The following is a 24,378-nucleotide window of genomic DNA, read 5'->3' on the forward strand; positions in this document are numbered from 1 at the left end:
TCACTCCTTGACGATGGCTTGGACCGGCGGCTTCCAGCGGCGCAGCAGCAGCGCGTTGCTGATCACGCTGACGGAGCTGAGCGCCATCGCTGCGCCGGCGACCATGGGATTGAGCAGGCCGAAGGCGGCAAGCGGAATGCCGACCAGGTTATAAATGAAAGCCCAGAACAGATTCTGGCGGATTTTGCTGTAGCTGCGGCGCGAGATCGAGATCGCGGCGGCCACCAGCGCCGGGTCGCCGCGCATCAGCGTAATGCCCGCCGCGTGCATGGCAACGTCGGTGCCACTGGACATGGCGATGCCGACATCGGCGGCGGCCAGCGCCGGCGCGTCGTTGATGCCGTCGCCCACCATGGCGATGCACTTGTCCTTGTGCTTCATGGCGCCGATGGCGGCGGCTTTATCGGCCGGCAGCATGTTGGCGACCACACGCCCGATGCCGAGCGTGGCGCCGACATGATCGGCGCTGCCCTGGTTGTCGCCGGTGAGCAGCACGGTATCGATCCGCAGCGCGTGCAGCGCTTCGATCGCGGCGCGGGCCTGCGACTTGACGCGGTCGCCGAAGGCCAGCAGGCCAAGCAGGCGCGCGCGCCCCGATGGCGGCGCGTCCGCGGCGGCCAGCCAGGAGACGGTCAGGCCTTGCCGTTCCAGTTCGTCGGCGCGCGCGGCCAGTGCCGTCAGCACGACGCCCTGCTCTTCCATCAAACGCGTGCTGCCGAGGATCAGCCGCATGCCGTCGACCGTCGCCGCGACCCCGCGTCCGGGCAACGCGGTGATGTCGGAGGAGACCGGCGCGCCGGCCGCCTCCCCGGCGGCTTGTCGCACCGCGTAGGCCAGCGCATGCTCGCTGCCCCGCTGCACGGCGGCCGCCAGCTGCAGCAGGCGCGCCCTGTCGATGGCGCCGGGCGCCGGTTCGCAGGCGGCCAGCGACGGCTTGCCCTCCGTGAGCGTGCCGGTTTTGTCGAAGGCCACCGTGGTGATGCGATGCGCCAGTTCCAGCGCCTCCGCATCCTTGATCAGGATGCCGTAACGCGCGGCCACGCCGGTGCCGGCCATGATGGCGGCGGGCGTCGCCAAACCAAGCGCGCACGGACACGCGATCACCAGCACCGCCACCGCGTTGATGATGGCGCGCTCGCCGTCGCCGGTCGCCAGCCACCAGCCGGCCAGCGTCAGCAGGGCCAGCGCCAGCACCACCGGCACGAACACCGCGCTGACGCGGTCCACCAGATGCTGCACCGGCGCCTTGGCCGCCTGCGCGTCCTCCACCAGGCGGATGATGCGCGCCAGCGTACTCTCGGCGCCGACCGCCGTCACGCGCACCAGCAGCATACCTTCGCCGTTGATGGCACCACCGGCCACGCGGTCGCCGGCATGGCGCGCCACCGGCAGGCTCTCGCCGGTGATCAGGGCCTCGTCGACATGGCTGGCGCCTTCGAGCACCACGCCATCGACGGCAATGCGCTCGCCCGGCCGCACCACCACCGTCTCGCCGGCGAGCACCTGCGCGATCGGTACCTCGACATCGCGATCGCCGCGTCGCACGCGCGCCGATTCCGGCCGCAGCACCTGCAGCGCGCGGATCGCGGACGTGGTCTGCCGCTTGGCGCGCGCCTCCAGCCATTTACCCAGCAACACCAACGTGATGACGACGGCGGAGGCCTCGAAATACAGGTGCGGCGTGGCCGAGGTGGCGGTCAGCAGCTGGTAGATGCTCAACCCGTAGGCGGCGCTGGTGCCCAGCGCCACCAGCAAATCCATATTGCCGCTGCGGGCGCGCGCGGCCAGCCAGCCGGCCCGGTAGAAACGCGCGCCGAGCCAGAACTGCACCGGCGTCGCCAGCAAAAATTGAACGCGGCCGTCCAGCATCCAGTGGACGCCGGCCACTTCGAGCAGCATCGGCAGGATCAGCGGCAGCGACAGCAGCGCCGCCAGCAGCACCGCGCGGCCGCCGGTGCCGGGTGGCGTCACCGGCGGCGCGGCCGGGGCGAACGGCGCCGGCGCCGGGCTGGCCTGGTAGCCGGCCTTGTCGACCGCCCGTTGCAGCAGCGCGAAGTCGAGCGGACGCGCCGATTCGACGCGCGCCATCTCGGTCGCCAGGTTGACGCTGACCTGCTCGACGCCCTCCACGGCGCCAAGCACGCGCTCGACCCGTCCGACGCAGGACGCGCAGCTCATGCCTTCGATCTTGATCGATTGCGAGACTAGTTTTTCAGGGGTTGCACTCATCATGGTCATTCATATGGCAGGTTATTAACGCCAGCTTCAAGTATCCCACGATTGGAAGGTCAAGCGTTTTTTTGCGCGCGCGTTGGCGCCCGCACGGAAACCGCCGGGATCGCAGCTACAATTGGCAAAACAACAGGACACGAAAGGTCGATGTGGCGCTGGGCGGAATGTTAAAACGCGATCTGCTGTGGCTATGGACGGCCATCGCCGCCATGGTGGTGGTGCTGGTCTGGCTGCTGCTGCAACTGGGCCGCCAGGGCGCCGATTGGCAGGTCTCGACGGCCCGTGCGCGCGCCGCCGTGCTGTGCCAGATCATGCGCGCCGGCGGTGAGCGCATCGACATCGGTGCCGGCGGCGGCGATGCGACGGCGCGCGCCGTCGTCGATATGGCCCTGCGCGAGGACGCCGGCGTCGAGGGCGGCCTGTGGGACCGTGATCGCGGAGTGTTCGCCTACGCCTTCCCGACCTACGACGGCAGCGGCGTCAAGACCGACGCGCCGGCGGCCGAGCTGCCACGGCTGGCGGCGTTGTCGGAGCAGGCGCTGGCCGCCGGCGCCCCGGTCGGCGAGGTGCGGCCGGGATTGCGCGAGGCGGTCGTCTATAGCGCCTGTCCGGTAACCGCCAACGTGGCCGGTTGGACCTTGACCCGGGTGGCGACCATCGCCGACAGCGCGCTCAAACATCTGATCCTGGCCCTCGGTTTGCTGCTCGGTTCATTGGTGCTGGCCGGCGCCGGCTTCGCCCTGCTGCTGACGCGCTGGGGGCGCGAGGCGCAACGCCTGTCGGCGCTGCTGGTGGCCAGCGAACGCATGGCCGCGCTGGGCGGGCTGGCGGCCGGCCTGGCGCACGAGATCCGCAACCCGCTCGGCACCATCCGCATGAAGGTGGACAACGCGCTGGCGGCGCCGCCGGAGCGGCGCCAGGCGCGCACCGAGGCGGCGCTGCACACCACGCTGCTGCAGGTGCGGCGGCTCGAAACGCTGGTATCGAGCCTGCTCGCGCTGACCCGCTCCTTCCATCCGCAACGCGCGCCGGTGGCGCTTGCGGACTGGCTTGCGCAGCGCGTGCGCGAGCACGCCGAGGCGGCCGCCGATCTCGGTGTGGAGTTAAAACTCGATCTTCAACCGGGTCTGGAGGACGCATCGCGCGACAAGGCGTTGTTCGATCCGGCGCAAATGGAGCGCGTGATCGACAATCTGGTGTTGAACGCGCTGGCCCACACCCCCGCCGGCGGCCATGTCGAAGTGGGCGCGGCGCGCGACGCCGCGTTGCTGCGTCTTTGGGTGGCCGACGACGGCAGCGGCGTGCCGCCGGCATTGCGGGCAACGTTATTCGATCCGCTGGTGACCGGCCGTGCGGGCGGCACCGGACTGGGATTGGCCGTGGTACGCGAGGTGGTCCAGGCCCACGGCGGCCGCGTGGCGCTGGCCGCGCAACCGGGCACCGGCACCCGCATAGAACTGGAGCTGCCATGGCCATGATCCTGATCGTCGACGACGACGCGGCGTTTCGCGCGACCTTGGCCGAGACGCTGGAGGATCTGGGCCACGATGTGCGCCAGGCCGCCAGCTGCGAGGCCGGCCTGCGCGGCCTGGCCGACGGAGGCGTCGCCGCCGCCATTGTCGATTTGCGCCTGCCCGGGGACGACGGCCTGGCCTTCCTGCGAGCGGCCGCCGCCATCGCGCCCGGCGTGCCGTGCATGATGCTGACGGCCTACGCCAGCGGCTCCAATACCATCGAGGCGATGCGCCTCGGCGCGTTCGACCACCTGACCAAGCCGCTCGGCCGCGACGCGCTGACCGTGGCGCTGGGCCGCGCGCTCAAGGCCGGCGAGCAAGCCGCGCGCCACGCGCCACCGCCGCCGGACGACGGCGTCCAGGCCGACGAACAGATGGTCAGCAACAGCGAGGAGATGCGGACCATCTTCAAGCGTATTGGCCTGGTGGCCGACAGCGACAACTCGGTGCTGGTGCTGGGCGAGACCGGCACCGGCAAGGAACTGGTGGCGCAGGCGCTGCATCAGAACAGCGCCAGGGCGGCCGGACCGTTCGTGGCCGTCAACTGCGCGGCGATCCCCGCCGAACTGCTCGAGAGTGAGCTGTTCGGCCATGTCAAAGGCGCGTTTTCCGGCGCCAGCGCCGATCGGCCGGGTCGCTTCCGCGAAGCCGACGGCGGCACCTTGTTCCTCGACGAGATCGGCGACATGGCGCTGCCGACCCAGGCCAAGATACTGCGCGTGCTGCAAGAGCGCGAAGTCACGCCACTGGGAGCGCGCCACAGCCAGCCGGTGGACCTGCGCGTGGTCGCTGCCACGCACCGCGACCTGGAGGCCGAAGTGGCCGCCGGCACCTTCCGCGCCGACCTGTGGTACCGGCTGCAGGTCATCACGATCACACTGCCGCCGCTGCGCGCCCGCGCGGGCGACGTCGCGCTGCTGGCCGAGCATTTTTTACGCGCGCACGCCGGCGGCCGCGGCAAACGTTTGAGCGAGCCGGCGCTGCGCGCCCTGCGCGCGCACGACTGGCCGGGCAACGTGCGCGAGCTGCGCAACACGATACAGCGCGCCGTCGCCCTCAGCGAGGGCGACTTGATCGAGGTCGAGCACCTGGGTATCGGCGCGCCCCGCCCCGCAGGCAAGGCGGCCGATAACGCGGCGCCGGCGGCGGTCGCGGACGTCGATTGGGATGGCACGCTTGAAAACGCGCTGGCGCAGGTCGAACTGGCCATGCTTTGCCGCGCGCTGGAAGCGGCCGGTGGCAACCGCAGCGAGGCGGCCCGCCGTCTCGGCCTGTCACGCCAGCAGTTGTACCGCAAGCTGGCGCAATATCAGCTGGAGTAACCGTGTGCACCGCGCGGCGGACAGCTGTCCGTTCCATTGACACCGGGGTGTCACAGACTCGGACACCCGGGCTGGCGCAGCGCCATAAATGGCCGTTTCAGGCATGGCACGCTATCTGCATAGTCATGGGTACCACCCCTCGACATCACACAAGGAGATAGTCATGAATGTTCTTAAATACCCCATGCTGGTAATCGCACTGTCGCTGGCGACCGCCGCATCCGCAGCCCCGCCGCAAACCGATCCGGTTCCACCGCCGCCGGGTCAACCGGCGCCACCACCAGACCAGCCGGCGCCACCTCCGCCACCGGGATCGCCTGTCCCGCCACCACCGGGCGCGGACGCACCCCCACCACCGCCGCCGAAAGCGCACGCCCAGCGCGGCAAGTCCGTTCAACCGGCGCCGCCGCCCAAGCCACGCGCCCCGGACGGCAAAAAACCGCCGCTGGACGCGCCGCCGCCGGCACCCGGCACGCCAACGCCGCCACCGCCACCGGTCGACCAGCGATAACACGGTCGTGAGAACGGCATTGGTCACCCGGACGCGCGCCGCCGTACTGGCGGTGGCGCTCTGCGGCTTGCGCTTCGGCGGGGCAGCGGCGGCGCCATCACCGCCGCCGCACGGGCCGGCGTCGGCCATGCCTGCGCTGGTGGCCGAAGGAACCGTGGCGCGCCATCTGAGCACGCCCTACGGCGACTCGAACGGCCTGCGGCTGACCGATGGCACGCTGGTGCTGTTCGCCCCCCACCTGGGGGCGCGCATCGGCGCGGCCGCCGCGCCGGGCGACCGCATCCGCGTCATCGGCAACGTCGCCGACGATGGCGCCATCCGCGCCGTCGCCGTGGTGAACCTGGCCTCGGGCGCCACCATCGACGACGAGCCTTCCGGCGCGCCCGCCGCGCCTCCCCGCGCGCGCGCGCCGCTGCAACGTCTGGAAGTGGCGGGCACCATCGACCTTGTGCTGCACGGGCCGCGCGGCGAAGCCAATGGCGTTATCCTCGTCAACGGTGGCGTCGTCTACTTTCGTCCGGACCTGGTCCGCACACGGCTAACGCGCGGCCAGCCGTTCGCCGCGATCGGCATCGGCACGCGCGGCGGCGCCGGCGTGGCGATCGAGGCCATCGCGGCCGGCGCGGACCTGGAAGCGGCGCGCGCGGCGGCCAGGGCGACGCCGGCACGGCCGGCGCCGGCCAATCAACCTTAATCGGAGTACGCACCGCGTGTCGACTGAAAATACACTATGGCTCATCACCGGCCTGACCATGGCAGGCATCGTACTGCGGCCGTGGCGCGTGCCGGAAGCCGTCTGGGCGACGCTGGCGGTGCTGGCGCTGGCGCTGCTGCATCTGATCGAGCCGGCACGCATCGTCAGCGGCATCGCGCGCGGCTGGGACGTCTATCTTTTTTTGGCGGGCATGATGCTGCTGGCCGAGCTGGGACGCCGCCACGGCGTGTTCGACTGGCTGGCTGCGCACGCCGCACACGCCGCCGCCGGCTCCGGCCATCGCCTGTTTTTACTGGTCTACCTGTCCGGCACCGTGGTCACGGCACTGCTGTCGAACGACGCCACCGCCGTCGTCCTGACGCCCGCCGTGTACGCGGTGGCGCGTGCCGTCGACGCCCCGCCGCTACCCTATCTGTTCATCTGCGCCTTTGTCGCCAACGCCGCCAGCTTCGTGCTGCCGGTGTCGAATCCCGCCAACCTGGTGATGTTCGGCGAGCACATGCCCGGCCTGCGACAGTGGCTGGATCTATTCCTTCTGCCGTCGCTGGGCGCGATCGCCGCCACCGGCGTCGCTCTGTACCTGCTGCTGCGCGGCGAGCTGGCCGTGTCGATCCGGCGCGATATCGCGGTGCCGCGCCTGACCGCGGCCGGCCGCCTGACCGTCGGCGCCTTGGCCGGCACGGCGCTGCTGCTGGGCGTGGCCTCGGCGCTGGGCGTGCCGCTCGGCCCCGCCACCCTGGCGGCGGCGGTGATCGCGCTGCTGCTGGCCAGTGTGAGCTCGCGCAGCGCGCCGACGGCGACCCTGCGCGCGCTGTCGTGGGATGTGCTGCTGATGGTGGCCGGCCTGTTTGTGCTGATCGAAGCGTTGCAGCAGCACGGCGTGGTCGCCGCGCTGGGCGCGCAGCTGCAAGCGTTGCAGGCGCGCTGGCCGGACGGCGCCGGCGGCCTCACCGCCGCGCTGCTCGCGCTGGCCTGCAACCTGTTCAACAACCTGCCGGCCGGCCTGCTGGGCGCGGCCACGCTGGACCATGTCGGCGCCTCCAGCGCGCTGCGCGCGGCGGCGCTGATCGGCATCGACCTGGGGCCGAATCTGTCGGTGAGTGGATCGCTGGCGACGATTTTGTGGCTGACGGCGCTCAGGCGCGAGGGCGTGCGGGTGGGCGCGTGGCGCTTCCTGTCCCTGGGCGCGGTGGTGATGCCGGCCGGTCTGGCGGCGGCGCTGTTGCCGCTGTGGGTGCGCGGATAACGGCCTTGGGCCGGAGCCGCGGACTACCGGACCTCGCAGTCGACGGCGGCGGATTTGGGCGCGCCGGCGCCGGTGCCCGGCGTCGTCGTGCTGCTGTTGAACACGGGCGGCGGCAGGAATTTGATCCCGGGATTGGTCGGAACAACCACCGGCGGTACCATCACGCTCGCCGTGTAGCCAAACTGGCCGGCGCTGAAGTTCGTCGACCCGCCGTTGTTGGACACCGAAATCATGCCGTCGATGACCTGAACATACAGGCCGGGCGCGCGCGCGCCGTTCGGCGACGGCGGCGCGGACGTTCCCTGCGCCAGCATCAGCGGCCGCACTGGCGCCGCCAGCGGGTCCAGCGACGCGGTGCTGGCCATCAGGTAGGCTTCGCGCGCGGCCACGGCTTCGGCCGACGGTTCCTCCATCTCGGCGATGAAGGTGGTGCCACGGATGCCGATGGTGGCACCCGGGGTCTTCATCGAGAACTTTTCCTTGTTACGTTTGCCCAGCAGGCCGGTGACCGAGCGCAGTCCGCCTTTGACAAGGCTGAACGACGCCTGGTCGCCGTCCGGCTTGGCGGCGTCGAAGGCGAAGTTCTCGACCTTGAACGTGGTTCCCGGCTTGAGCGTGATTTCGCTGTTGTCGATGAACTTCACCAGCGCGTAGGTGTTCTTTTCCGTCACCAGCGTGTCGCCGCTTTCCACCTCCGAACGCAGCGAGAGGATGCGGACCGCGCCGTCGACCTTCTTGGCGAGCAAGGGGCCGCTGAGTTGGGTGATGGTGCCGGCCACCTGCGCCGCCCAGCTCGCGCCGACCACGCCACACAGCACCAGCAGCATTACCGCCTGGAGCAGGCTCTTGGTTGCAACATGCCTAGTTGCAGTAGGTTTTCTTAGCAGGGACATTTTGTTTTCCGGTGTTTTCGGTGGTGGTGGTACCGTTTTGCGACTTCGGTTCGCTCGACAACGGCGCGTCGGTCTTGTCGCCGGTCCCCGAGGACGGAGCGGCGGTGCTGCGAGTGATCGTTTTGATGACTTCCGTGCTTGCCAGCTGCACCGGTTTGACCGGCTCGGTCGCGCTAGGCGGCGACAATATCTGGCATAGCGCGGAATTCGGCGCGATGCTGCAGATATTCGCCGATGGCGTAGGTGCAGGCGCTGGCGTCGGTGTAGGCACTGGCGTAGGCACTGGCGTAGGCACCGGCACTGGCGTTGGAGTCGGTGTAGGCACTGGCGTCGGTGTAGGCGTTGGCGTTGGCGTTGGCGTTGGCGTTGGCACTGGCGTCGGCGTTGGCACTGGCGCCGGCGTCGGCACCGGCGTTGGAGTCGGATCCGGCGCTGGCGTCGGCGTCGGTGTCGGCGTCGGTGTCGGATCCGGCGTTGGCGTTGGCGTTGGAGTCGGATCCGGCATCGGTGTCGGCGTCGGTGTCGGATCCGGCGTTGGCGTCGGCGTCGGCGTTGGAGTCGGCGTCGGATCCGGCGTTGGCGTTGGCGTTGGCGTTGGCGTCGGCGTTGGCGTCGGCGTTGGCGTTGGCGTTGGCGTTGGCGTCGGCGTCCACGTATTCTGCGTATAGCCGCCATTCGCGCCGGCGATCCTGCTACCTTGGGCGAACGCAAAATTAGTCGCCGCGATCGTCACCGAACCACTGACCGAAATCACGCTGGCCCCACTGCCAAAGGTCATTGTGTTGGTCTGGTCATAGCTGTCGCCAGCCGCCAGATTGATATCGCCAGCCGCCGAGGCGATCACGCCATCGATCGTCAGCGGGCTATGGGTTTGCAGCGTGATGTCGCCGGCGAGGGTCCTCACGCCGTACAAACCATCGCCCGTCGCCGCCGCGATCCGCATCCCGCCGGTGTTATCGATCGTGATCGCGCCGTTGTTGATGCCGCCGTCGGAAAGCTGCTGCGCCTTCGTCACCGTCAGCGTATCCGCATGGGCGTCGTTGTTGAGGTTGGCGATATTGATCGGCGCCGTACTGCCGCCGCCAGCGGTGTTGACCGCCGCCAGCTGCGAGACCGTCGTCGGCACCGCGGCGCTGGCCGAGCCGATTCCGCCCTTGGCGTACATGGTCAAATGATCGGCGGTGATGCGGCCGCCGGCGCTGGTGATGGAGCCGCCGACGTCGAGCGTCACATTGCCGTCCGTACCGATGCCGTTGATCTCGTACAGGCCGGCGGCGAGCAGGTTGGCGACAGCCACATTGCTGCTGTTTTTGAACACAAGGTGATTGCCGGCGCCTTGCTGGGACACCGCCAGGTTGCCCACCACGTTGCCGGCGTTGGCCAGCGTGATGCCGCCCGCGTTGGCGAGCGCCAGGTTCTGCACATTGATGGCGCCCGTTTGCGTGATGCTACCGCCGTGGCTTAGCAGGGCGATGCTGGTGGTGTCGGCGTTGCGCTGCGACAGCGAGCTGCCGCCGGAGGTGATGCCGGCAACGGCAATGCCGGTCACGTTTTGATCCGCATCCTCGCTACCGATAACCAGCGTCGGCACCTTCAGAAAGCGGATGTCCTTGACCAGCATGCAATTGGTCGAATTGCTGCACGCGGCGCCGCCCAACTCGATGTGATAGCCGCCGCTGGCCGGCCGGATGCTGGCCAGGTTGCCGGTGACGCTGGCGTTCAGGTCCAGCGAGTTGGCCGCGATGTCCACGACGCCGGCATTGATCGCCGCGTCGACGGTCACCGCCGCGGCGTTCATCGCCAACGTTCCGTCGACCCGGGTGGCGGCGTCGACCTGCACGGCGAGGGTGCGCCCAGTTCCGAGCGTCAAATTGCCGATGCCCGCGCCCGACAAATCGAGCGAACCGCTCACCGCGACCACACCGCCGGTGCTGGCGATGGTGACATCGGCGTTGTCGATTTTCTTGAGCGCGTCCTCGGTCAACGCCATCGCGCCGCCACTCGAACCGGCGCCGGTGCCGACGTTGACATCGCCCACCGACGTGATGAGCAGTTTGGCGCCGCTGCCCTTGCCGCTGATGCGGGCGCCGCTGCCCAGGGACAGCGCGCCGGCCGTGATGCTGATATCGCCGCCGGTGACGGTCGCGTTGTTCGCCACCGTCACGCCGGCCGCATTGAGCGTCAACTGGCCGCCGGCGCTGATACCCGTGCCGTTGATGGCCATATCGCCGGCGCTGGTGAAAACAAAGCGCTCGGCGCTGGTCCCATGGACGCCGCCGACCACGTTGGCGCCGGTCAGCCCGACATCGCCGCCGGTGACGCTTAAATCGCCGGCCGTGATGGCGCCGGCGCCATAGATCATACCGCCGCTCAGGTCCACGCCGCCGGCGCCGGCGTTGATCCTGCCGTTGACGTTGACGGCGGCCCCCGCCAGCGAGACCGTGTGGCCCCGGCTCTCGATCGTGGTGTTGGCCGGAATCGACGCGATGGTCACGGCGCCGCCGCTCGCCGTGCCGGCGCCGTCGTCGTTGGCCGACAGCCGGATCGCGCCGGTCATCGCCAGCGAGGCGTTGACGTTGATGTCGTTGCCCGCCTGCGCCGTCAGGCCCACGCCGCTGTGCGTATTGTTGACCGACGCGCCGAACGTGATATCGTGCCGCGCCTGCAGCACCACGTTGGCCGTGGCGCCGCTCAGCAAAGCGGCATCGACCTCGGTCACGCCGCTGTCGGCCTGGCCGAACGGGGTCAGATCGGACAAGGTGGCCGAACTGCTGGAATCCTTGACCACGGAGATATCGTAGGGGTCGAGCAGCCAGGTGCCGTGGCGCCCGCCCGCGACGGCACCGGCGCCGACCCGCGCGCCGGCCACGTCCAGATAATGGCCGGAGGTCTCGATCAGGCCACCGTTGCCGCCAGCGGCCCCACCGCGCGCCGACAGCGTGCCGTGCATGCGGGTCGCCTCGTCGCTCCAGACCACCACCTTGCCGCCATCGCCGACGGCGCCGGCGTCCGCGCTGATCGTCACATCGCTGCCGACAAAGGTTTGCCGCGCGTTCGGCAGCGCCGCGTTCTTGCCCTGGTAGTCGCCGCCCACCAGCACGGTGCCGCCGCCGGCAGCGCCGCTGGCGTCGACCACCGCGTTGCCGGTCAAGCCGACCTGCGCGCCCAACAGCACGATGTCGCCACCGGTGTTGAGGTTGGCGCCGGTGGCGCTGGTGACGCTGCCAGCTTCCAGCATCGTCGTGCCGGAGGCCTTCAGGACGATCTGGCCACGCTCGCCGCGCACGGCGCTGTCGGCGTTGATCGTGCCGCGCTGCGTGACCAGCGCGCCGTACACGCCCACGCGCCCGCCCCTGGCGACGATGGCGCCCAGGTTGAGCGCCTGGTCGGCCGGCGCCGACACCACCACCTGCACATTCGGATCGCGCGAGTCGAACAACTGCACGCTATGACCGGCCGCCAGCACCACGTCGCCGTTGGGCGACGAGATGACGCCGCTGTTTTCCACCGCCGGCGCGACCAGGAAGATTTGGCCGCCGCCCGGCGTGGCGATGGTGCCCTGGTTGACCACCTTGCCGGCGTCGGCGCCGCCGCTGAAGCTGTTTTTACCGGCCAGGAAATCGGCGTTGGAAATCGCCAGGCTGGAGGCGACCAGGCCGCCGACGTCGACCCGCGAGCCGGCGCCGAACAACACACCGTTCGGATTAATCAGGAACACCTTGCCGTTCGACTGCAGCGCGCCCAGGATGCGGCTCGGGTCCTGGCCGGTGATGCGGTTCAGGACCTTGCTGTCGGCGCTTTGCTGGATGAAGCGGGTGATCTCGCCCGCGTTGACCGAAAAGCTGCGCCAGTCGATGATGGTGTTGGGCGTATTGGTGATCGAATACAGATTGCCCTGCTGGGTGAAGGTCGCCGCGCCATGCACCACCGTCGGCGCCACCGGGTTGGCCTGGGCCGTGCCGAAGGCCGCGGCCACCAGCATCGCCAGCACCTTGCGGCGCAGCTTCGCGGACGACGGCTGGCGGCTGGTGCGGCGGCTGGAGGGGGTCTGGTGGCTTTTCATTGGATGTCTTCTTTGAGCGTTCAATAAGCCAGACCCAAACGCAGGTGCAGGCGGTTGGCGTCGGCGTGACCGGTGGCGCCGGCGCGCAGCACGTGGCCATAGTCGAGTTGCAGATTGACGTAGGTCGACAGCAGCAGGCGCGCGCCCACGCCGGCGCTGCCGATAGAGGTGCTTTCCAGCTCGCCCGGCAGCGCGTGGTTGCGCTTGATGTAGGCGTTGTCGAAGAAGCCCAGCAGGCGGCAGTTCCACGCCGCGCGGGCGCACAGGTTGGGCGTGTACGCCTCCAGATTGACGGCGACGCCGGAGTCGTTGGAGATTTCGCGCTCGACGAAGCCGCGCACCGACGTCGCGCCGCCGGCGCCGAACTGCTCGCCCGGTATCAGCGCGTCGCGCGTGTACTGGCCGTTGGCGATGGCGCGCAGTTGCCAGTCGCCGGCCAGCGCGCGCGTGACGCTACCGCCCAGGCGCAGCACGGTGTAGTCGGCCTTGGCGCCGGTGCGCGCCAGCGTGAAGTCGCTCTGGCCGCCCTTGGAGCCGCCGGAGATATTACGCAGCAAAGTGATCTGGCCGCCCACCTCGCCCGCCGTCAACGGCAGGCTGCCGGTGTAGCCGATGCTGATCGGGTGGACGGTGACGTCGTTGCCAAGGTTGCCCAGTTGCTGGCCCACCAGCTCGACGTTGTTCTTGAACGCCTTGACGTCGACGCCGTAGGTCAGGCGCGCCTCGTAGTCGCCGCGCTTGGCCAGCGCCTGGTTGTAGCGCGCGCCGTAGACCGCGCCGCGCCCGCTGACGGCCAGGTTGAACGCGCCGGCGGCGATGGTGCCCGAATCGACGTTGGAATAGCTGGCGAAGAAGTCCAGCGAATCGCCTAGCGCGTACAGCGGAATATGGTAGCCGGCGCCGTAGACCTTGACCCGGCCCGGCTCCTCGGCCGAGGTGGTGTACTGCAGCGAGGCCAGATGGTCGCGCCCGAACAGGTTGGCGTTCTGCAGCACGAAGCCCAGATGGGTCTTGCCGGTCTGCTCGGTGCCGGTGTTGTCGACGTTGGCCATCGCCTTCCAGGGGCGCTGGTCCTTGACCTCCAGTACGGCGTCGACCTCGTCGTCTTTTTCGCCGCCCTGCAGCTTGAGCGTGACCTGCTTGGCAGGGCTCTCGTTAGCCAGCTTGAGGTTGGCCGAGACCTCCTTCAAGTTCGGCGTGCGGCCCTCGCGCAACGCCGGCAGGCTGCGGCGGATGTTGGCCTCGTCAAAATACTGGTTGTTCTTGACGGCGACGCGGCCGATCTTGGCCTCCACCACGCGCAGCAGCACCACGCCGCGGTTCAGTTCCTGCTCTGGCAATTCGATGGTGACGGCGCCGTAGCCCTGCGCGTGATAAGCGCCCTCGAGCGCCTCCAGCGCGCGCTGGACGTCGCCGAAGTCGCGCGACTTGCCGGTGAAGGGCGTCAGCAGCTGGTCGATCCGCTGTGGGGGCAGCAGCGTGTTGCCCTGGACGTCGAAACGCGAAATCTCGAAGCTGATAGCGGCGCTTTCCACGGCGGGCTCCGCCGCCCAGGCCGGGGCGACCGCCACGGCGAGGATGGAGCTGGCTAGCAGGCGCTGTAATCTATAGGTCATATCCGCTCTTGAAATTTGTTTCGCTATCGTCCGCCGGGAATGTTAATTATTTGACACCCAGACTCTCCGGCAACTCCGATGTTAACATGTTCGGCGCCCGAATGATGCTCAATTGCAATTTTCAACTGTTAAATCGTCGGCACAAGTGTTGGATTTCGGGCAGTCCTAGTTGCAATACATTTTCTTCGCCGCCGTGGACGCCTTGGGGCCGTCGCCACCGCCATCGCGCGCCGCGAGCTCCTTGTCGGGCGCGGTGCCGCCGTTTTTGGCGTCCTCCGGGCGCTTGGTCTGGTTCGGCGCGTCGGCGCCGGTCTTCGGCGCGGTCGTCGCCACGGCATTGATCACATTGACGGTGGCGTTGAGCGCCTGCCCGACCGGTTCGGCCGGACGCCCCTGCGTCGCCGCCAGTACGGCGACGACGTCGGCGGCGGCCTTGGAGGCGGCGGCGTCGGCGGCGGCCTTGGCTGCAGCATCGGCGGCCGCCTTGGCGGCGGTATCGGCGGCGGCTTGGGCGGCGGCGTCCGCAACCGCTTTGGCGGCGGCATCGGCGGCGGCTTGGGCGGCAGCATCGGCAGCCGCTTTGGCGGCGGCGTCGGCGGCGGCCTGGGCGGCGGCATCGGCGGCAGCCTTGGCGGCGGCGTCGGCGGCAGCCTTCGCGGCGGCGTCGGCTGCAGCCTTGGCGGCGGTATCGGCAGCCGCTTTGGCGGCGGCGTCGGCGGCGGCCTTGGCGGCGGCGGCGTCGGCGGCGGCCTTGGCGGCGGCGTCGGCCGCCGCCGCTCCGCCGTCATTGAGCGTCGGCACGGTCTGGCCGATAAATACGTAGGACGGCACGTTGATCGCGCCGCGCACCGACGTCAACGTCACCGCTCCGCCGCCGCTGTCGATGGTGGCCCCCTCCAGCGACGTGATATTGCCGTTGGCGGCGGTGGCGCTGATGCGGCCGCTCGACGGCACCCTGAGCTTGCCGCCGAAGACGATGTTGCCGCCGGCGTTCAGGCCGATCGACGCGCCGGCGTTCAGCGACGAATGCTGGGCCAGCCGGATGTCGCTGCTGGCGTCGAGCACGATGTTGGCGGCGCTGATCTGATTGTTGATGGTGATCGGGCTGTGCGCGGTGATCGACACCAGGCCGCCGGCGCCGGCGATGTCGCCGGTGGTGTGGATGCCGCCGGTGTTGTCGATGACGATGTTGCCGCCGGTGCTCATGCCGCCCAGCGCCAGCTCGCCGCTGGAGACGGTGTTTTTCAGCGTGATATCGCCGCCGCCACCGGCCACCGCCCCGAAGGCGCCGACATGGTTGCCGGCGTCGGTCAGCGCGATGCCGTTGGCCGCGAACGCCTGCAGGCTGTCGGTCACCAGCGCGCCGCTCTGGGTGATGGCGCCGTGCGCGGCGTTGAGCGTGATGCCGGCCTTGGCGCGCACGTTGCCGATCGAAATATCGCCGCCGTTGCCCACGGTCAGCGCGCCGTCGATATCGATGCCGCCGCCGCTCTGCGCCAGGGTGCCGATGTCGAGCCGGGTGGCGGCGCCGGTGCCGGACAACACGCCGCCGCCGAGCACCAGGTTGCTGATCTGCATCTCGCCGTTGAGCACCAGCGCGCCGCCGCCGAGCATCAAGCCGCCGCCGTTGGCGTACGAGGCGGCGTCGCCGATGCCGCTCAAGGTCAGCGTGCCGCCCGTCACGCGCACGCCCTGCCCGCTCGCGCGCAGCGACGTCAGCGTGGTGGCGCCGGCGCCGCTGTCGTAGGTGACGACGCCACCGGTGTTGTTGACCGCGGCCGCCAGCACGTTGGCGCCCGAGGGCGCGACGCCGTCCTGCCAGTTGCCGGCGTCGCTCCACAGGCCGCCGCCGCTCGCCGTCCACGTCGCCAGCGCCCGGGGCGTGATCGTGCCCTTCGCCAGCGCCACCCGGTAGTTGCCGGCGTCGGCGCCGGACAGGCCGACGCTGCCGCCGATCGCGACCAGCTTGTCGACGCCGGCGTTCTTGTCGGCGTAGGCGGCGGTGGCGCCGCCCGCCGCCAGCGCCACGACATCCGCGCCCAGCACGCCGCCCAGCGTGGCGCCGGTGAAGGTGCCGGCGGCGCTGTTGTTGTACTCGCGCGCGGCCAGCGACACCGTCAGTGCGGCCGGCGTGATATCGGCCGTCAATCCGCCCGGCAGGCTGCCCACCACATAGTTGCCGGCGTCCGCGCCGCTCAGCGTGATGCCGTTGACGGTGACGCTCTTGGCCACGCCGACGTTCTTGTCGGCGAAGGTGGCGTTGGCGCCGCCGATGGCCACCTGGTCGGTGCCGATCACGCCGCCCAGCGCGCCGCCGCTCAACGCCGCGCGCCGGCCCACGGTGGCCGAGGCGCTGTCGTAGTCGAGGTTGTAGACGCGGTTGTTGGCCGTGAGGCCGGCCACCGTCAGCGTCGCCGGCGTGATCTCGCCCACCAGATCGGACGGCGACACCAGCACGTAGTTGCCGGCGTCGGCGCCGGTCAGCCCCAGGCCGCCGACGCCGACCGTGACGGGCTTGTTGGCGCCGACGTTTTTATTGTTGAAGGTGGCCGTGCCGCCGACCACGCCGGTCAGCGCCACGTCGTCGCCGTAGACGCCACTCACCGACGCGCTGCCGCCGAGCTGGGCCGCGGTCGTGCCGTCGTAGCGGCGCGTGGCCACGCTCAAGCCCGACAGCGCCAGCGGCGCCTTGGCGATGCTGCCGCTGCCGCCGATGGCGCCGCCCAGCACGTAGTTGCCAAGCTCGTTGTTGGTGAGCACGGGATTGGCCACGCTCATCGCCTTGCCGGTGCCGGCGTTCTTGTCGCTGAAGCGCACCAGGCCGGACACGCCCAGCGTGTCGCCGCCGACCAGGTTGCTGAACACGTAGGTCGCCGGCTGTTCCATGTAGGCCACGCCGTCGTAGGTTTTGCTGCCGCTGACGGTGGCCGTGACGGTGCGCGGCTGGATGGTCAGCCGCGCGTTGCTGCCGGTGTAGCTGATGTCGTATTGGGTCGACCACAAGCCGCCGACATCGTAAGTGCCGGCGTTGACGGCGCCATCGTAGCCGAGCGTGCCGTTGATGCCGGCGACCACCCCGCTGGCGGTGCCGGTGAAGGCCGCGCTGGCGCCGTCATAGGTTTTGGTGACGCCGCTGCCGCCGCCGCTGACGACGATGGTGCGCGGCGTCAGCAGGCTTTTCAACAGCGGCGTGGTGTGGCCGTCGTAGTTGCGCCACACGGTGGAGAAATCGAAGCCGGCGAAGCTCGATTGCAGCCGGCTCTGCTTCCCGGTCAGCGCCGTGCCGGCCGCGTCCGAGGCGGTGCCGGCGGCGTCGGCGTTGAAGTAACCGTTGTTCAGGACGCCGGCGCCCAGCGCCCCGACCATGCCGTTGACGCCGCCGGAGAAGGCGGCGCCGTCGACGCCGCCGGCGCTGTAGCCGTTGGTGACACTGCCGGAGAACAGCTCGCCCAGCAGCCCGCCCATGTTTTGGTGGGACAGGTTGACGTCCAGCCCGTTGCCGCTGACGCCGCCGGTGGCGTAGACATCGGCGATGGTGCCGCCCTGCCCGTTGAGGACGGCGTTGCGGCCGGCCAGGCCGCCGACGTTGCGCCCGCCCTGGACGTCGCCGCTGGCGTAGGCGACACTGATCGTGCCGCCGTTGTTGTCGCCCACCAGGCCGCCGACGATCTCGCCGGTGCCGGTCACCTTGCCGTCCGCGTGCGAAGCGGTGATGGCGCCGATACGCGAGCCGTCATTGGTGTTGCTGCCGACCAGGCCGCCCGCATAGCCGAAACCGGTCGTGTCGACCGCGCCGCTGGCCGACGAGGCGCGGATGGCGCCCACGTTGCGCCCGGCCAGGCCGCCGATATTGGCGGCGTCGGCGCCGGCCAGGCCGGTGACCGTGCCGCTGGCGCTGGCGTTGCCGATCGCCGCGCCGTTGTCGCCCACCAGCCCGCCCACGTTGGTCACGCCGGTGACGGTGGCCGACGCATGGACGTTGTCGATGACACCGCCGGCCTGCGCGGCGCCCACCACGGCGCCGACGTTGACGCCGCCGCGCACGCTGCCGCCGTCCAGCGTCAGGTTCTTGATCGTCCCCGTGCCCAGCACCGAGAACAGGCCGACGTTGCCGCTGCCGGCGCGCCCGATGGTCAGGCCGGCGATGGCGTGGCCGTTGCCGTTGAAGGTGCCGGCGTACGGATGGTCGCTGTTGCCGATCGGCGCGAAGCCCTGGCCCGCGTTCCATGCGGCGGTGCCGGCGGCGTCGATGTTGCCGGCCAGGCTGTACCACGTCGACGACGGCAGCGTGGCCGCGCCTTGCAAGCCGTAGACGTCGGCCAGCAGATACGGCGCGGACGCGCTGCCGTCTCCGCCGGTGGCGCGCACGAAGGTGCCGGCGGCGAGCCGGAAATCCTGCGCAGCGAAGGTCGGCAAGGCGCCGGTCTGCGACCAGTTACCGCCCGCCAAGGTGAAGGTGCCGCCGACCCGGACCTCCGACAAGGCGGCGATGGTGCCGGCGGCGTTCAGGGTCAGATCGCCGCCCGCCGACAGCGGCTGGCCGAGCAGGATGGCGCCGTCGGCGTTCAAGGTCAGGCCGTGCGTCGAGGTCCACGCGAGCGGGCTCACCACGCTGATCTTGCCGCCGCCGGTGCCGGCGCCGTTGGCCGTGCTGACGGTGACGTCGGTGGTCGCCAGCGCGTTTCGCAAGGTGCTGGTCAGCAGCAGCGAATCGGCCACGGCGCCCGTTTCCATGAACACGCCGCCGTTGTTGACGGGCGTGGCGCCGGCCGTCATGCCGGCGGCCGCCGCGGCGCCACTGTCGCTGGCGATGTAGATGTCGCTCGGGTCCAGCAACAGCGTGCCGGTCGCGCCCAGCGGCGCGCGCGTGTCGACCCGGCCCTGCATGTCGAGGTAATGGCCGGACGTCTCGACCAGGCCGCCGTTGCCGCCGGCCGCGCCGCCGCGCGCCGAGATGGCGCCGAACACCCGCGTCGCCCGGTCGCTCCAGACGATGACCTTGCCGCCGTCGCCGCGCCCGGTGGCGTCGGCCCGGATCACGCTGTCCCGGCCGACGTAGGCTTGTTGCGCGTTCGGCACGGCCGCGTTTCGGCCCTGGTAGTCGCCGCCCACCAGCACCGTGCCGCCGCCGGCGCCGCCGCTGGCGTCGACCACGGCGTTGCCGGTCAGGCCGACCTGCGGACCCAGCAGCACGATGTCGCCGCCGGTGTTGAGGTTGCCGTCGGCGGTGCCGCGCGCGCTGGTCGTGCTGCCCGCCTCGAGCAAGGTGGTGCGGCTGGACTTGAGGACGATCTTGCCGTTGGCGCCCATGACGGCGCTGTCGGCGTTGATCGTGCCGCGCTGCGTGACCAGCGCGCCGTACACGCCCACGCGCCCGCCCCGGGCGACGATGGCGCCCAGGTTGAGCGCCTGGTCGGCCGGCGCCGACACCACCACCTGCACATTCGGATCGCGCGAGTCGAACAACTGCACGCTGCGGCCGGCCGCCAGCACGATGTCGCCGTTGGGCGAGGAGATGACGCCGCTGTTTTCCACAGCCGGCGCGCTCAGGAAGATTTGCCCGCCGGCCGGCGTGGTGATCGTGCCCTGGTTGACCACCTTGCCGGCGTCGGCGCCGCCGCCGAAGCTGTTTTTACCGGCCAGGAAGTCGGCGTTGGAGATCGCCAGGCTGGAGGCGACCAGGCCGCCGACGTCGACCCGCGAGCCGGCGCCGAACAGCACACCGTTCGGATTGATCAGGAACACCTTGCCGTTCGACTGCAGCGAGCCGAGGATGACGCTGGGGTCCTGGCCGGTGATGCGGTTCAGCACCTTACTGTCGGCGCTTTGCTGGATGAAGCGCGCCACCTCGTCCGCGCCCAGCGAGAAGCCCTGCCAGTTGATGATGGTGTTGGGCGTGCTGGTGATCGAATACGTCTTGCCCTGGAAGTTGAAACTGGCCTGCCCCGCCGCCACGCTCGGATTGACGGGCGCGGCCTGGACGGCGCCGTAACAGGCGGCCACCAGCACGACAAGCAGCTTGCGCCGCAAAGGGCGTTGGCGTTGGCAATCAAGATCTGCTTTCATGAAGACTTCCTCTATCGGCGCTGGTCGTCAACCCGGCGCGCCGTGGCGGCACGTGGGCGGGTGCAATCGAATGGGTGACGGCACGGGCGTGCGGAACACGCCGCAATATATCCGTCGGGAAACAAATATTACTTGAAGTGTAGTCGGCTTTGGGCCTGGCGCCAGCGTTTTCTTGGAAATAGGCATGCATTCCCCGCTTTCTGTGGCGCGCCGCGCGCGCTGTCAAACGCCCATCATTGACGATGTCGCATCACTTGGTTTCAAACGTCGTGACGCCGTCCCAGTCGTCACCCGGGGGATGGGCCCGGTAGTGATCGATACGTTCAGTGTATAAGAGATACAAGCGATTGTCCGGCGATAAAACATGCAATTGAGCAATTATTGACATGGCTCTATCCCACTGTTGGGCGCGCACCGCGGCCAGCGCCTCGTGCCAGCGCGCCAGCTCGGCGGCGGTGGCCGCGTCCAGTTGCTCGGCCGGCGCCAGCGGCTCGAAGATCGCCACCGGCTCGTGCTTGCCCTTGACGCGCACCAGGTCCAGCTCCCGGTAAGCGAACTCGGGCGCGGCGGCGCGCGTGGCCGCGCCGACCACGATGCCCACGCCGTAGACCTTGGTGATGCCCTCCAGCCGCGAGCCGAGGTTGACCGCGTCGCCCATGACGGTGTAGGCGCGGCGGATCTTCGAACCCATGTCGCCCACGTGCATCAGCCCGGTGTTGACGCCGATGCCGATCGACAGCGGCGGCCAGCCGCGCGCGACGAACTCGCCGTTGAGCCGGCGCGCGCTGGCCTGCATCAGCAGCGAGGTGGCGACGGCGCGGCGGGCGTGGTCGGCGAAGGCCACCGGCGCGCCCCAGAACGCCATGACGGCGTCGCCGATGTATTTATCGAGCGTGCCGCGATGGCTGTCGCGGATATCCTCCGACATCGCCGTCAGGTACAGGTTGATGTATTCGCGCAGCGCCTTCGGCGTCAGCCCCTCCGAGATGGTGGTGAAGCCGCGCACGTCGACGAACAGCACCGTGAGCTCGCGGCTTTCGCCGTCCATGTTGTACTGTTCCGGGTTGGCGGCCATCTCGGCCACCAGCTCGGGGGCGACGTATTCGCCAAAGCGCGACACCAGCGCCCGGCCCTTGCGCACCTCGAAGAAATAGCCCCAGGCGACGTTGAAGACGAAAATGCTGACGATGACGATCAGCTGCATGGCCAGGTGGAACAGCAGGTCGCGCTCGCTGTACAGGTAATAGTTGGCGCCGACGCTGGCCACCAGCGCGGCCGCGCCCAGCAGGATGGCCTGCGACGGCGCCAGCGCCGGCAACGCGAACGTCAGCAGCAAGCCGGCCAGCAGGATCAGCCCGGCCTCGAGGACGATGGCGTAATAGGGCCGGGCCTTGAAATGGCCGTCGAGGATGGACTTGATGATGTTGGCGTGGATCTCCACCCCCGGGTATTCGGGATTGACCGGCGTGGCGCGCAGGTCGACCAGGCCGGGCGCGGTGGTGCCCACCAGTACCACCGCGCCCTTGAGCAGCGCCGCCGGCGCGCGGCCGGTCAGCACGTCGGCCGCCGACACGTAGCGGAAGGCGCCGCCGCGCGGCCCGCCTTCGCCGCGGAACTGGATCACCGTCGTCATCGCCTCGCCCACCGGGATCAGGCGCTGGCCGCCGGGCAGGAACAGCGACAGGAAATCGTAGCCGCCGCTGTCCTGCTGGCTCTGCGACATGCTGTCGACCGAGCGGTCGAGGTAGGGTTTGATGGCGCGCGCCTTGAGGAACACGGCGGCCGTGGCCAGCGACAGCGACGGATAGTAATCGGCGCCGACCTGCTGGATCAAGCCGGCGCTGCGGACGATGCCGTCGGGATCGGTGACCACCGAGAAGCTGCCGGCGCCGGCGGCGGCGCGCGCCAGCGGCGCCACGTTGGCCTCGTAGCCGTCGGCCGAATAGGCCAGCAACTCGCGGCCGTTCAAGTCCGCCTCGCTGAACAGCGGCGCCGGCAGCGCGCCCTTGACCTGGTCCGGCGACAGATTAAAACCCAGCACCACCGGCTGGCCCGCCAGCGCGGCGGCGAACAGGCCGTCGTAGTCCAGCGCCGGCTTCAGTTGCGCCAGCCGCTCGCGCAGCGCCGGCACGTCCTTCAGTTCGCCCGTGGAGAGCCGCTCCAGCACGCCGTAGCCGGAGCTGGTGTCCGGCTCGGGGAAGGAGATATCGTAGCCGACCGCGCCGGCCTGGTAGTGCCGGGTCAGTTGCGAGACCAGCCGCGCCTGGATGTCGCGGCTCCACGGAAAGCGGCCGAACTCGGTCAGCGCCTTGCCGTCGATGTCGACGATGACGATGCGCGGGTCGAGCACCGGCGCGCGCAGCTTCATGCGCTCGCCGGCGATCAGGCTGTCGAGGCGGGCGACGGTGCCGCTGTCGTACCAGCCGAGCGCGTAGGCCGCGCCGAGCGCGGTGATGAGCAGCCCCAGCAGCCAGCGCGGCGCGGACCTCAACAGCGTCTTGCTCCACCGGCTCCACTGTGGCATGGGCGTTCCTTACGGCTTGTAGCCGGGAATCAGCGTTTCGTCGATGGCGTCGATCTGTTTCTCGTCCATGTTGCGGCGGGCGAACTCCAGATAGATCTTGCTGCGGATGAAGATGTCGAACAGGTCCGGGTCGATGTGGCCGTTGAGCGCGAACTGGCCCAGGATGCGCAGCGATTCGGACAGCATCTTGCCCTTCTTGTACGGGCGGTCCTTGGCCGTGAGCGCCTCGAAGATGTCGGCGATGGCCATCAGCCGCGCCTGCACCGACATCTGGTCGCGCGTCAGCCCGCGCGGATAGCCCTTGCCGTCCATGCGCTCGTGGTGGCCGCCGGCGTATTCGGGCACGTTTTTCAGGTGCTTGGGCCACGGCAGGGCCTCGAGCATGCGGATCGTCACGACGATGTGGTTGTTGATGATCTTGCGCTCGGCCTCGGTCAGGGTGCCGAACTTGATCGTCAGGTTGGTGACCTCGTCGGCGTCGAGGAAGTCGCGCTCGGCGCCGTCCGGGCCGGTCCAGCGGCGCGCGGCGATCTCGCGCACGCGCTGCTGGTGCTCGGCCGACATGGCCTCGGCGCCGATGTTGGCGAAGCGGATGAAGTCGCGCTCGTCGCGCAGGTCGGCCTGGCGGCGCGCCAGCTCGGCGTCGATCGCCACCAGCCGCGCCGGGTCGTCGCCGGCGGCCAGTTTTTGCTTGAGCGCGGCGATCTCGGCGTCGCGCAGCAGCACCTCGAAGCGGGTGTCGACCACGTGGATGCGGTCGCCGATGGTTTCGAGCTTGGTGGCCTTGTCGACCACGTGCACCGGCGTGGTGATCTTGCCGCAATCGTGCAGCAGCCCGGCCAGCCACAGTTCCTTGCGGTCGGCGTCGGTCATGCGGAAGTCCGCCATCGGACCGGTCTCGGTGTTGTGCACCGCCTCGGCCAGCATCATCGTCAGTTCCGGCACGAACTGGCAATGGCGCCCGGTGTAGGGCGATTTCTCGTCGATGCCGATGTTGATCAGGTTCACCAGCGACTCGAGCAACTCCTCCAACTGGCGGATCAGGCGCTGGTGGGTCAGCGCCACCGCCGCCTGCGCGGCCAGCGCCTCGATGAAGCGCTGGTCGGTGGGCGAAAAGGCGCGGATGGCGCCGGTGTCGGGGTCGATGGCGTTAATTAACTGCAACACGCCGACCAGCTCGCCCTCGTGGTCGCTCATCGGCACCGTCAGGAACGATTGCGAATGGTAGTTGCGCTGGCGGTCGAACTCGACCATGCCGGAAAAATTGAAGACGTCGGCCTGGTAGACGTCGGCGATGTTGACCGACACGCCGAAATGGGCCGCGTACGCCGCCACCGACGCCAGGTTCTTGGCGCCGTCGGCGTCGTACAGCGGAATCGGCGGCGCGCTGATCTGCGCGCCATTGACGCCGCCCTGGCGGATGCCCAGCGTGTCGTTCCACAGGATGTGGAAATCCAGCGCGCGCTTGTCGGCGCCGGGCCGGTACAGGGTGCCGCCATCGGCGTTGGTCATGGTCTTGGCGGCCACCAATATACGTTCGAGCAAGGCGTCGGTGTCGTGGGTGCCGCCGAGCTCCACGCTGAGCTCGGTCAACTGGTCCAGGCGCTCGGCAATCCGCGTTTGATTCAATTCTTGCATGATTGATTTTTTGGTACCGTTTTAGGGGAAGTGACTGG

General features: G+C 69.6%; 11 protein-coding genes. 4 read left to right on the forward strand and 7 right to left on the reverse strand.

Annotation, left to right across the window (positions count from 1 at the left end):
• Nucleotides 1–2,232: a cation-translocating P-type ATPase gene (locus JOD97_RS10825; RefSeq protein ID WP_229264267.1), complete on the reverse strand. Its 2,232-nt coding sequence runs from the start codon at nt 2,230–2,232 to the stop codon at nt 1–3.
• Nucleotides 2,233–2,396: 164 nt separating this feature from the next.
• Here JOD97_RS10825 and JOD97_RS10830 point away from each other — a divergent pair, with 164 nt between their 5' ends.
• From JOD97_RS10830 to JOD97_RS10845, 4 genes are all read left to right on the forward strand, one after another.
• Nucleotides 2,397–3,710 carry a HAMP domain-containing sensor histidine kinase gene (locus JOD97_RS10830; RefSeq protein WP_209716423.1) on the forward strand — a complete coding sequence of 438 codons (1,314 nt, stop codon included), beginning with the start codon at nt 2,397–2,399 and terminating at the stop codon, nt 3,708–3,710.
• Nucleotides 3,701–5,068: a sigma-54 dependent transcriptional regulator gene (locus JOD97_RS10835; RefSeq protein WP_209716427.1), complete on the forward strand. Its 1,368-nt coding sequence runs from the start codon at nt 3,701–3,703 to the stop codon at nt 5,066–5,068. Before JOD97_RS10830 ends, JOD97_RS10835 begins: the two co-directional genes overlap by 10 nt.
• Nucleotides 5,069–5,586: 518 nt before the next feature.
• Complete coding sequence (locus JOD97_RS10840; protein WP_209716430.1) at nt 5,587–6,273, forward strand: hypothetical protein; 687 nt, start codon at nt 5,587–5,589, stop codon at nt 6,271–6,273.
• Nucleotides 6,274–6,331: 58 nt separating this feature from the next.
• Nucleotides 6,332–7,540 carry an SLC13 family permease gene (locus JOD97_RS10845; RefSeq protein WP_209716433.1) on the forward strand — a complete coding sequence of 403 codons (1,209 nt, stop codon included), beginning with the start codon at nt 6,332–6,334 and terminating at the stop codon, nt 7,538–7,540.
• A 23-nt stretch (nt 7,541–7,563) separates the two neighbouring features.
• Here JOD97_RS10845 and JOD97_RS10850 read toward each other — a convergent pair whose 3' ends face one another.
• The 6 genes from JOD97_RS10850 to JOD97_RS10875 form a co-directional block, all read right to left on the reverse strand.
• Nucleotides 7,564–8,367: a FecR domain-containing protein gene (locus JOD97_RS10850; protein WP_209716436.1), complete on the reverse strand. Its 804-nt coding sequence runs from the start codon at nt 8,365–8,367 to the stop codon at nt 7,564–7,566.
• Nucleotides 8,368–8,401: 34 nt separating this feature from the next.
• Nucleotides 8,402–12,496 carry an S-layer family protein gene (locus tag JOD97_RS10855; protein ID WP_229264268.1) on the reverse strand — a complete coding sequence of 1,365 codons (4,095 nt, stop codon included), beginning with the start codon at nt 12,494–12,496 and terminating at the stop codon, nt 8,402–8,404.
• Between the two features lie 20 nt (nt 12,497–12,516).
• A complete protein-coding gene (locus JOD97_RS10860) occupies nt 12,517–14,112 on the reverse strand; it encodes a ShlB/FhaC/HecB family hemolysin secretion/activation protein (protein WP_209716439.1) in 1,596 nt (531 codons plus the stop codon).
• Nucleotides 14,113–14,277: 165 nt separating this feature from the next.
• Nucleotides 14,278–20,178 carry a YDG domain-containing protein gene (locus tag JOD97_RS10865; protein WP_209716442.1) on the reverse strand — a complete coding sequence of 1,967 codons (5,901 nt, stop codon included), beginning with the start codon at nt 20,176–20,178 and terminating at the stop codon, nt 14,278–14,280.
• Nucleotides 20,179–20,428: 250 nt separating this feature from the next.
• A complete protein-coding gene (locus JOD97_RS10870) occupies nt 20,429–22,702 on the reverse strand; it encodes a CHASE2 domain-containing protein (RefSeq protein WP_209716445.1) in 2,274 nt (757 codons plus the stop codon).
• A 9-nt stretch (nt 22,703–22,711) separates the two neighbouring features.
• Nucleotides 22,712–24,340 carry an HD family phosphohydrolase gene (locus JOD97_RS10875; protein ID WP_209716448.1) on the reverse strand — a complete coding sequence of 543 codons (1,629 nt, stop codon included), beginning with the start codon at nt 24,338–24,340 and terminating at the stop codon, nt 22,712–22,714.
• Nucleotides 24,341–24,378 lie beyond the last annotated feature (38 nt).

Source organism: Duganella sp. 1411 (assembly GCF_017833525.1).
GTDB lineage: Bacteria > Pseudomonadota > Gammaproteobacteria > Burkholderiales > Burkholderiaceae_D > Rugamonas.

What these genes read in the sequence shown, in the direction of transcription:
- JOD97_RS10825 (WP_229264267.1), bottom strand. Translation starts at nt 2,232, where the DNA reads ATGATGAGTGCAACCCCTGAAAAACTAGTCTCGCAATCGATCAAGATC.
- JOD97_RS10830 (WP_209716423.1), top strand. Translation starts at nt 2,397, where the DNA reads ATGTTAAAACGCGATCTGCTGTGGCTATGGACGGCCATCGCCGCCATG.
- JOD97_RS10835 (WP_209716427.1), top strand. Translation starts at nt 3,701, where the DNA reads ATGGCCATGATCCTGATCGTCGACGACGACGCGGCGTTTCGCGCGACC.
- JOD97_RS10845 (WP_209716433.1), top strand. Translation starts at nt 6,332, where the DNA reads ATGGCAGGCATCGTACTGCGGCCGTGGCGCGTGCCGGAAGCCGTCTGG.
- JOD97_RS10850 (WP_209716436.1), bottom strand. Translation starts at nt 8,367, where the DNA reads ATGCTGCTGGTGCTGTGTGGCGTGGTCGGCGCGAGCTGGGCGGCGCAG.
- JOD97_RS10855 (WP_229264268.1), bottom strand. Translation starts at nt 12,496, where the DNA reads ATGAAAAGCCACCAGACCCCCTCCAGCCGCCGCACCAGCCGCCAGCCG.
- JOD97_RS10860 (WP_209716439.1), bottom strand. Translation starts at nt 14,112, where the DNA reads ATGACCTATAGATTACAGCGCCTGCTAGCCAGCTCCATCCTCGCCGTG.
- JOD97_RS10865 (WP_209716442.1), bottom strand. Translation starts at nt 20,178, where the DNA reads ATGAAAGCAGATCTTGATTGCCAACGCCAACGCCCTTTGCGGCGCAAG.
- JOD97_RS10870 (WP_209716445.1), bottom strand. Translation starts at nt 22,702, where the DNA reads ATGCCACAGTGGAGCCGGTGGAGCAAGACGCTGTTGAGGTCCGCGCCG.
- JOD97_RS10875 (WP_209716448.1), bottom strand. Translation starts at nt 24,340, where the DNA reads ATGCAAGAATTGAATCAAACGCGGATTGCCGAGCGCCTGGACCAGTTG.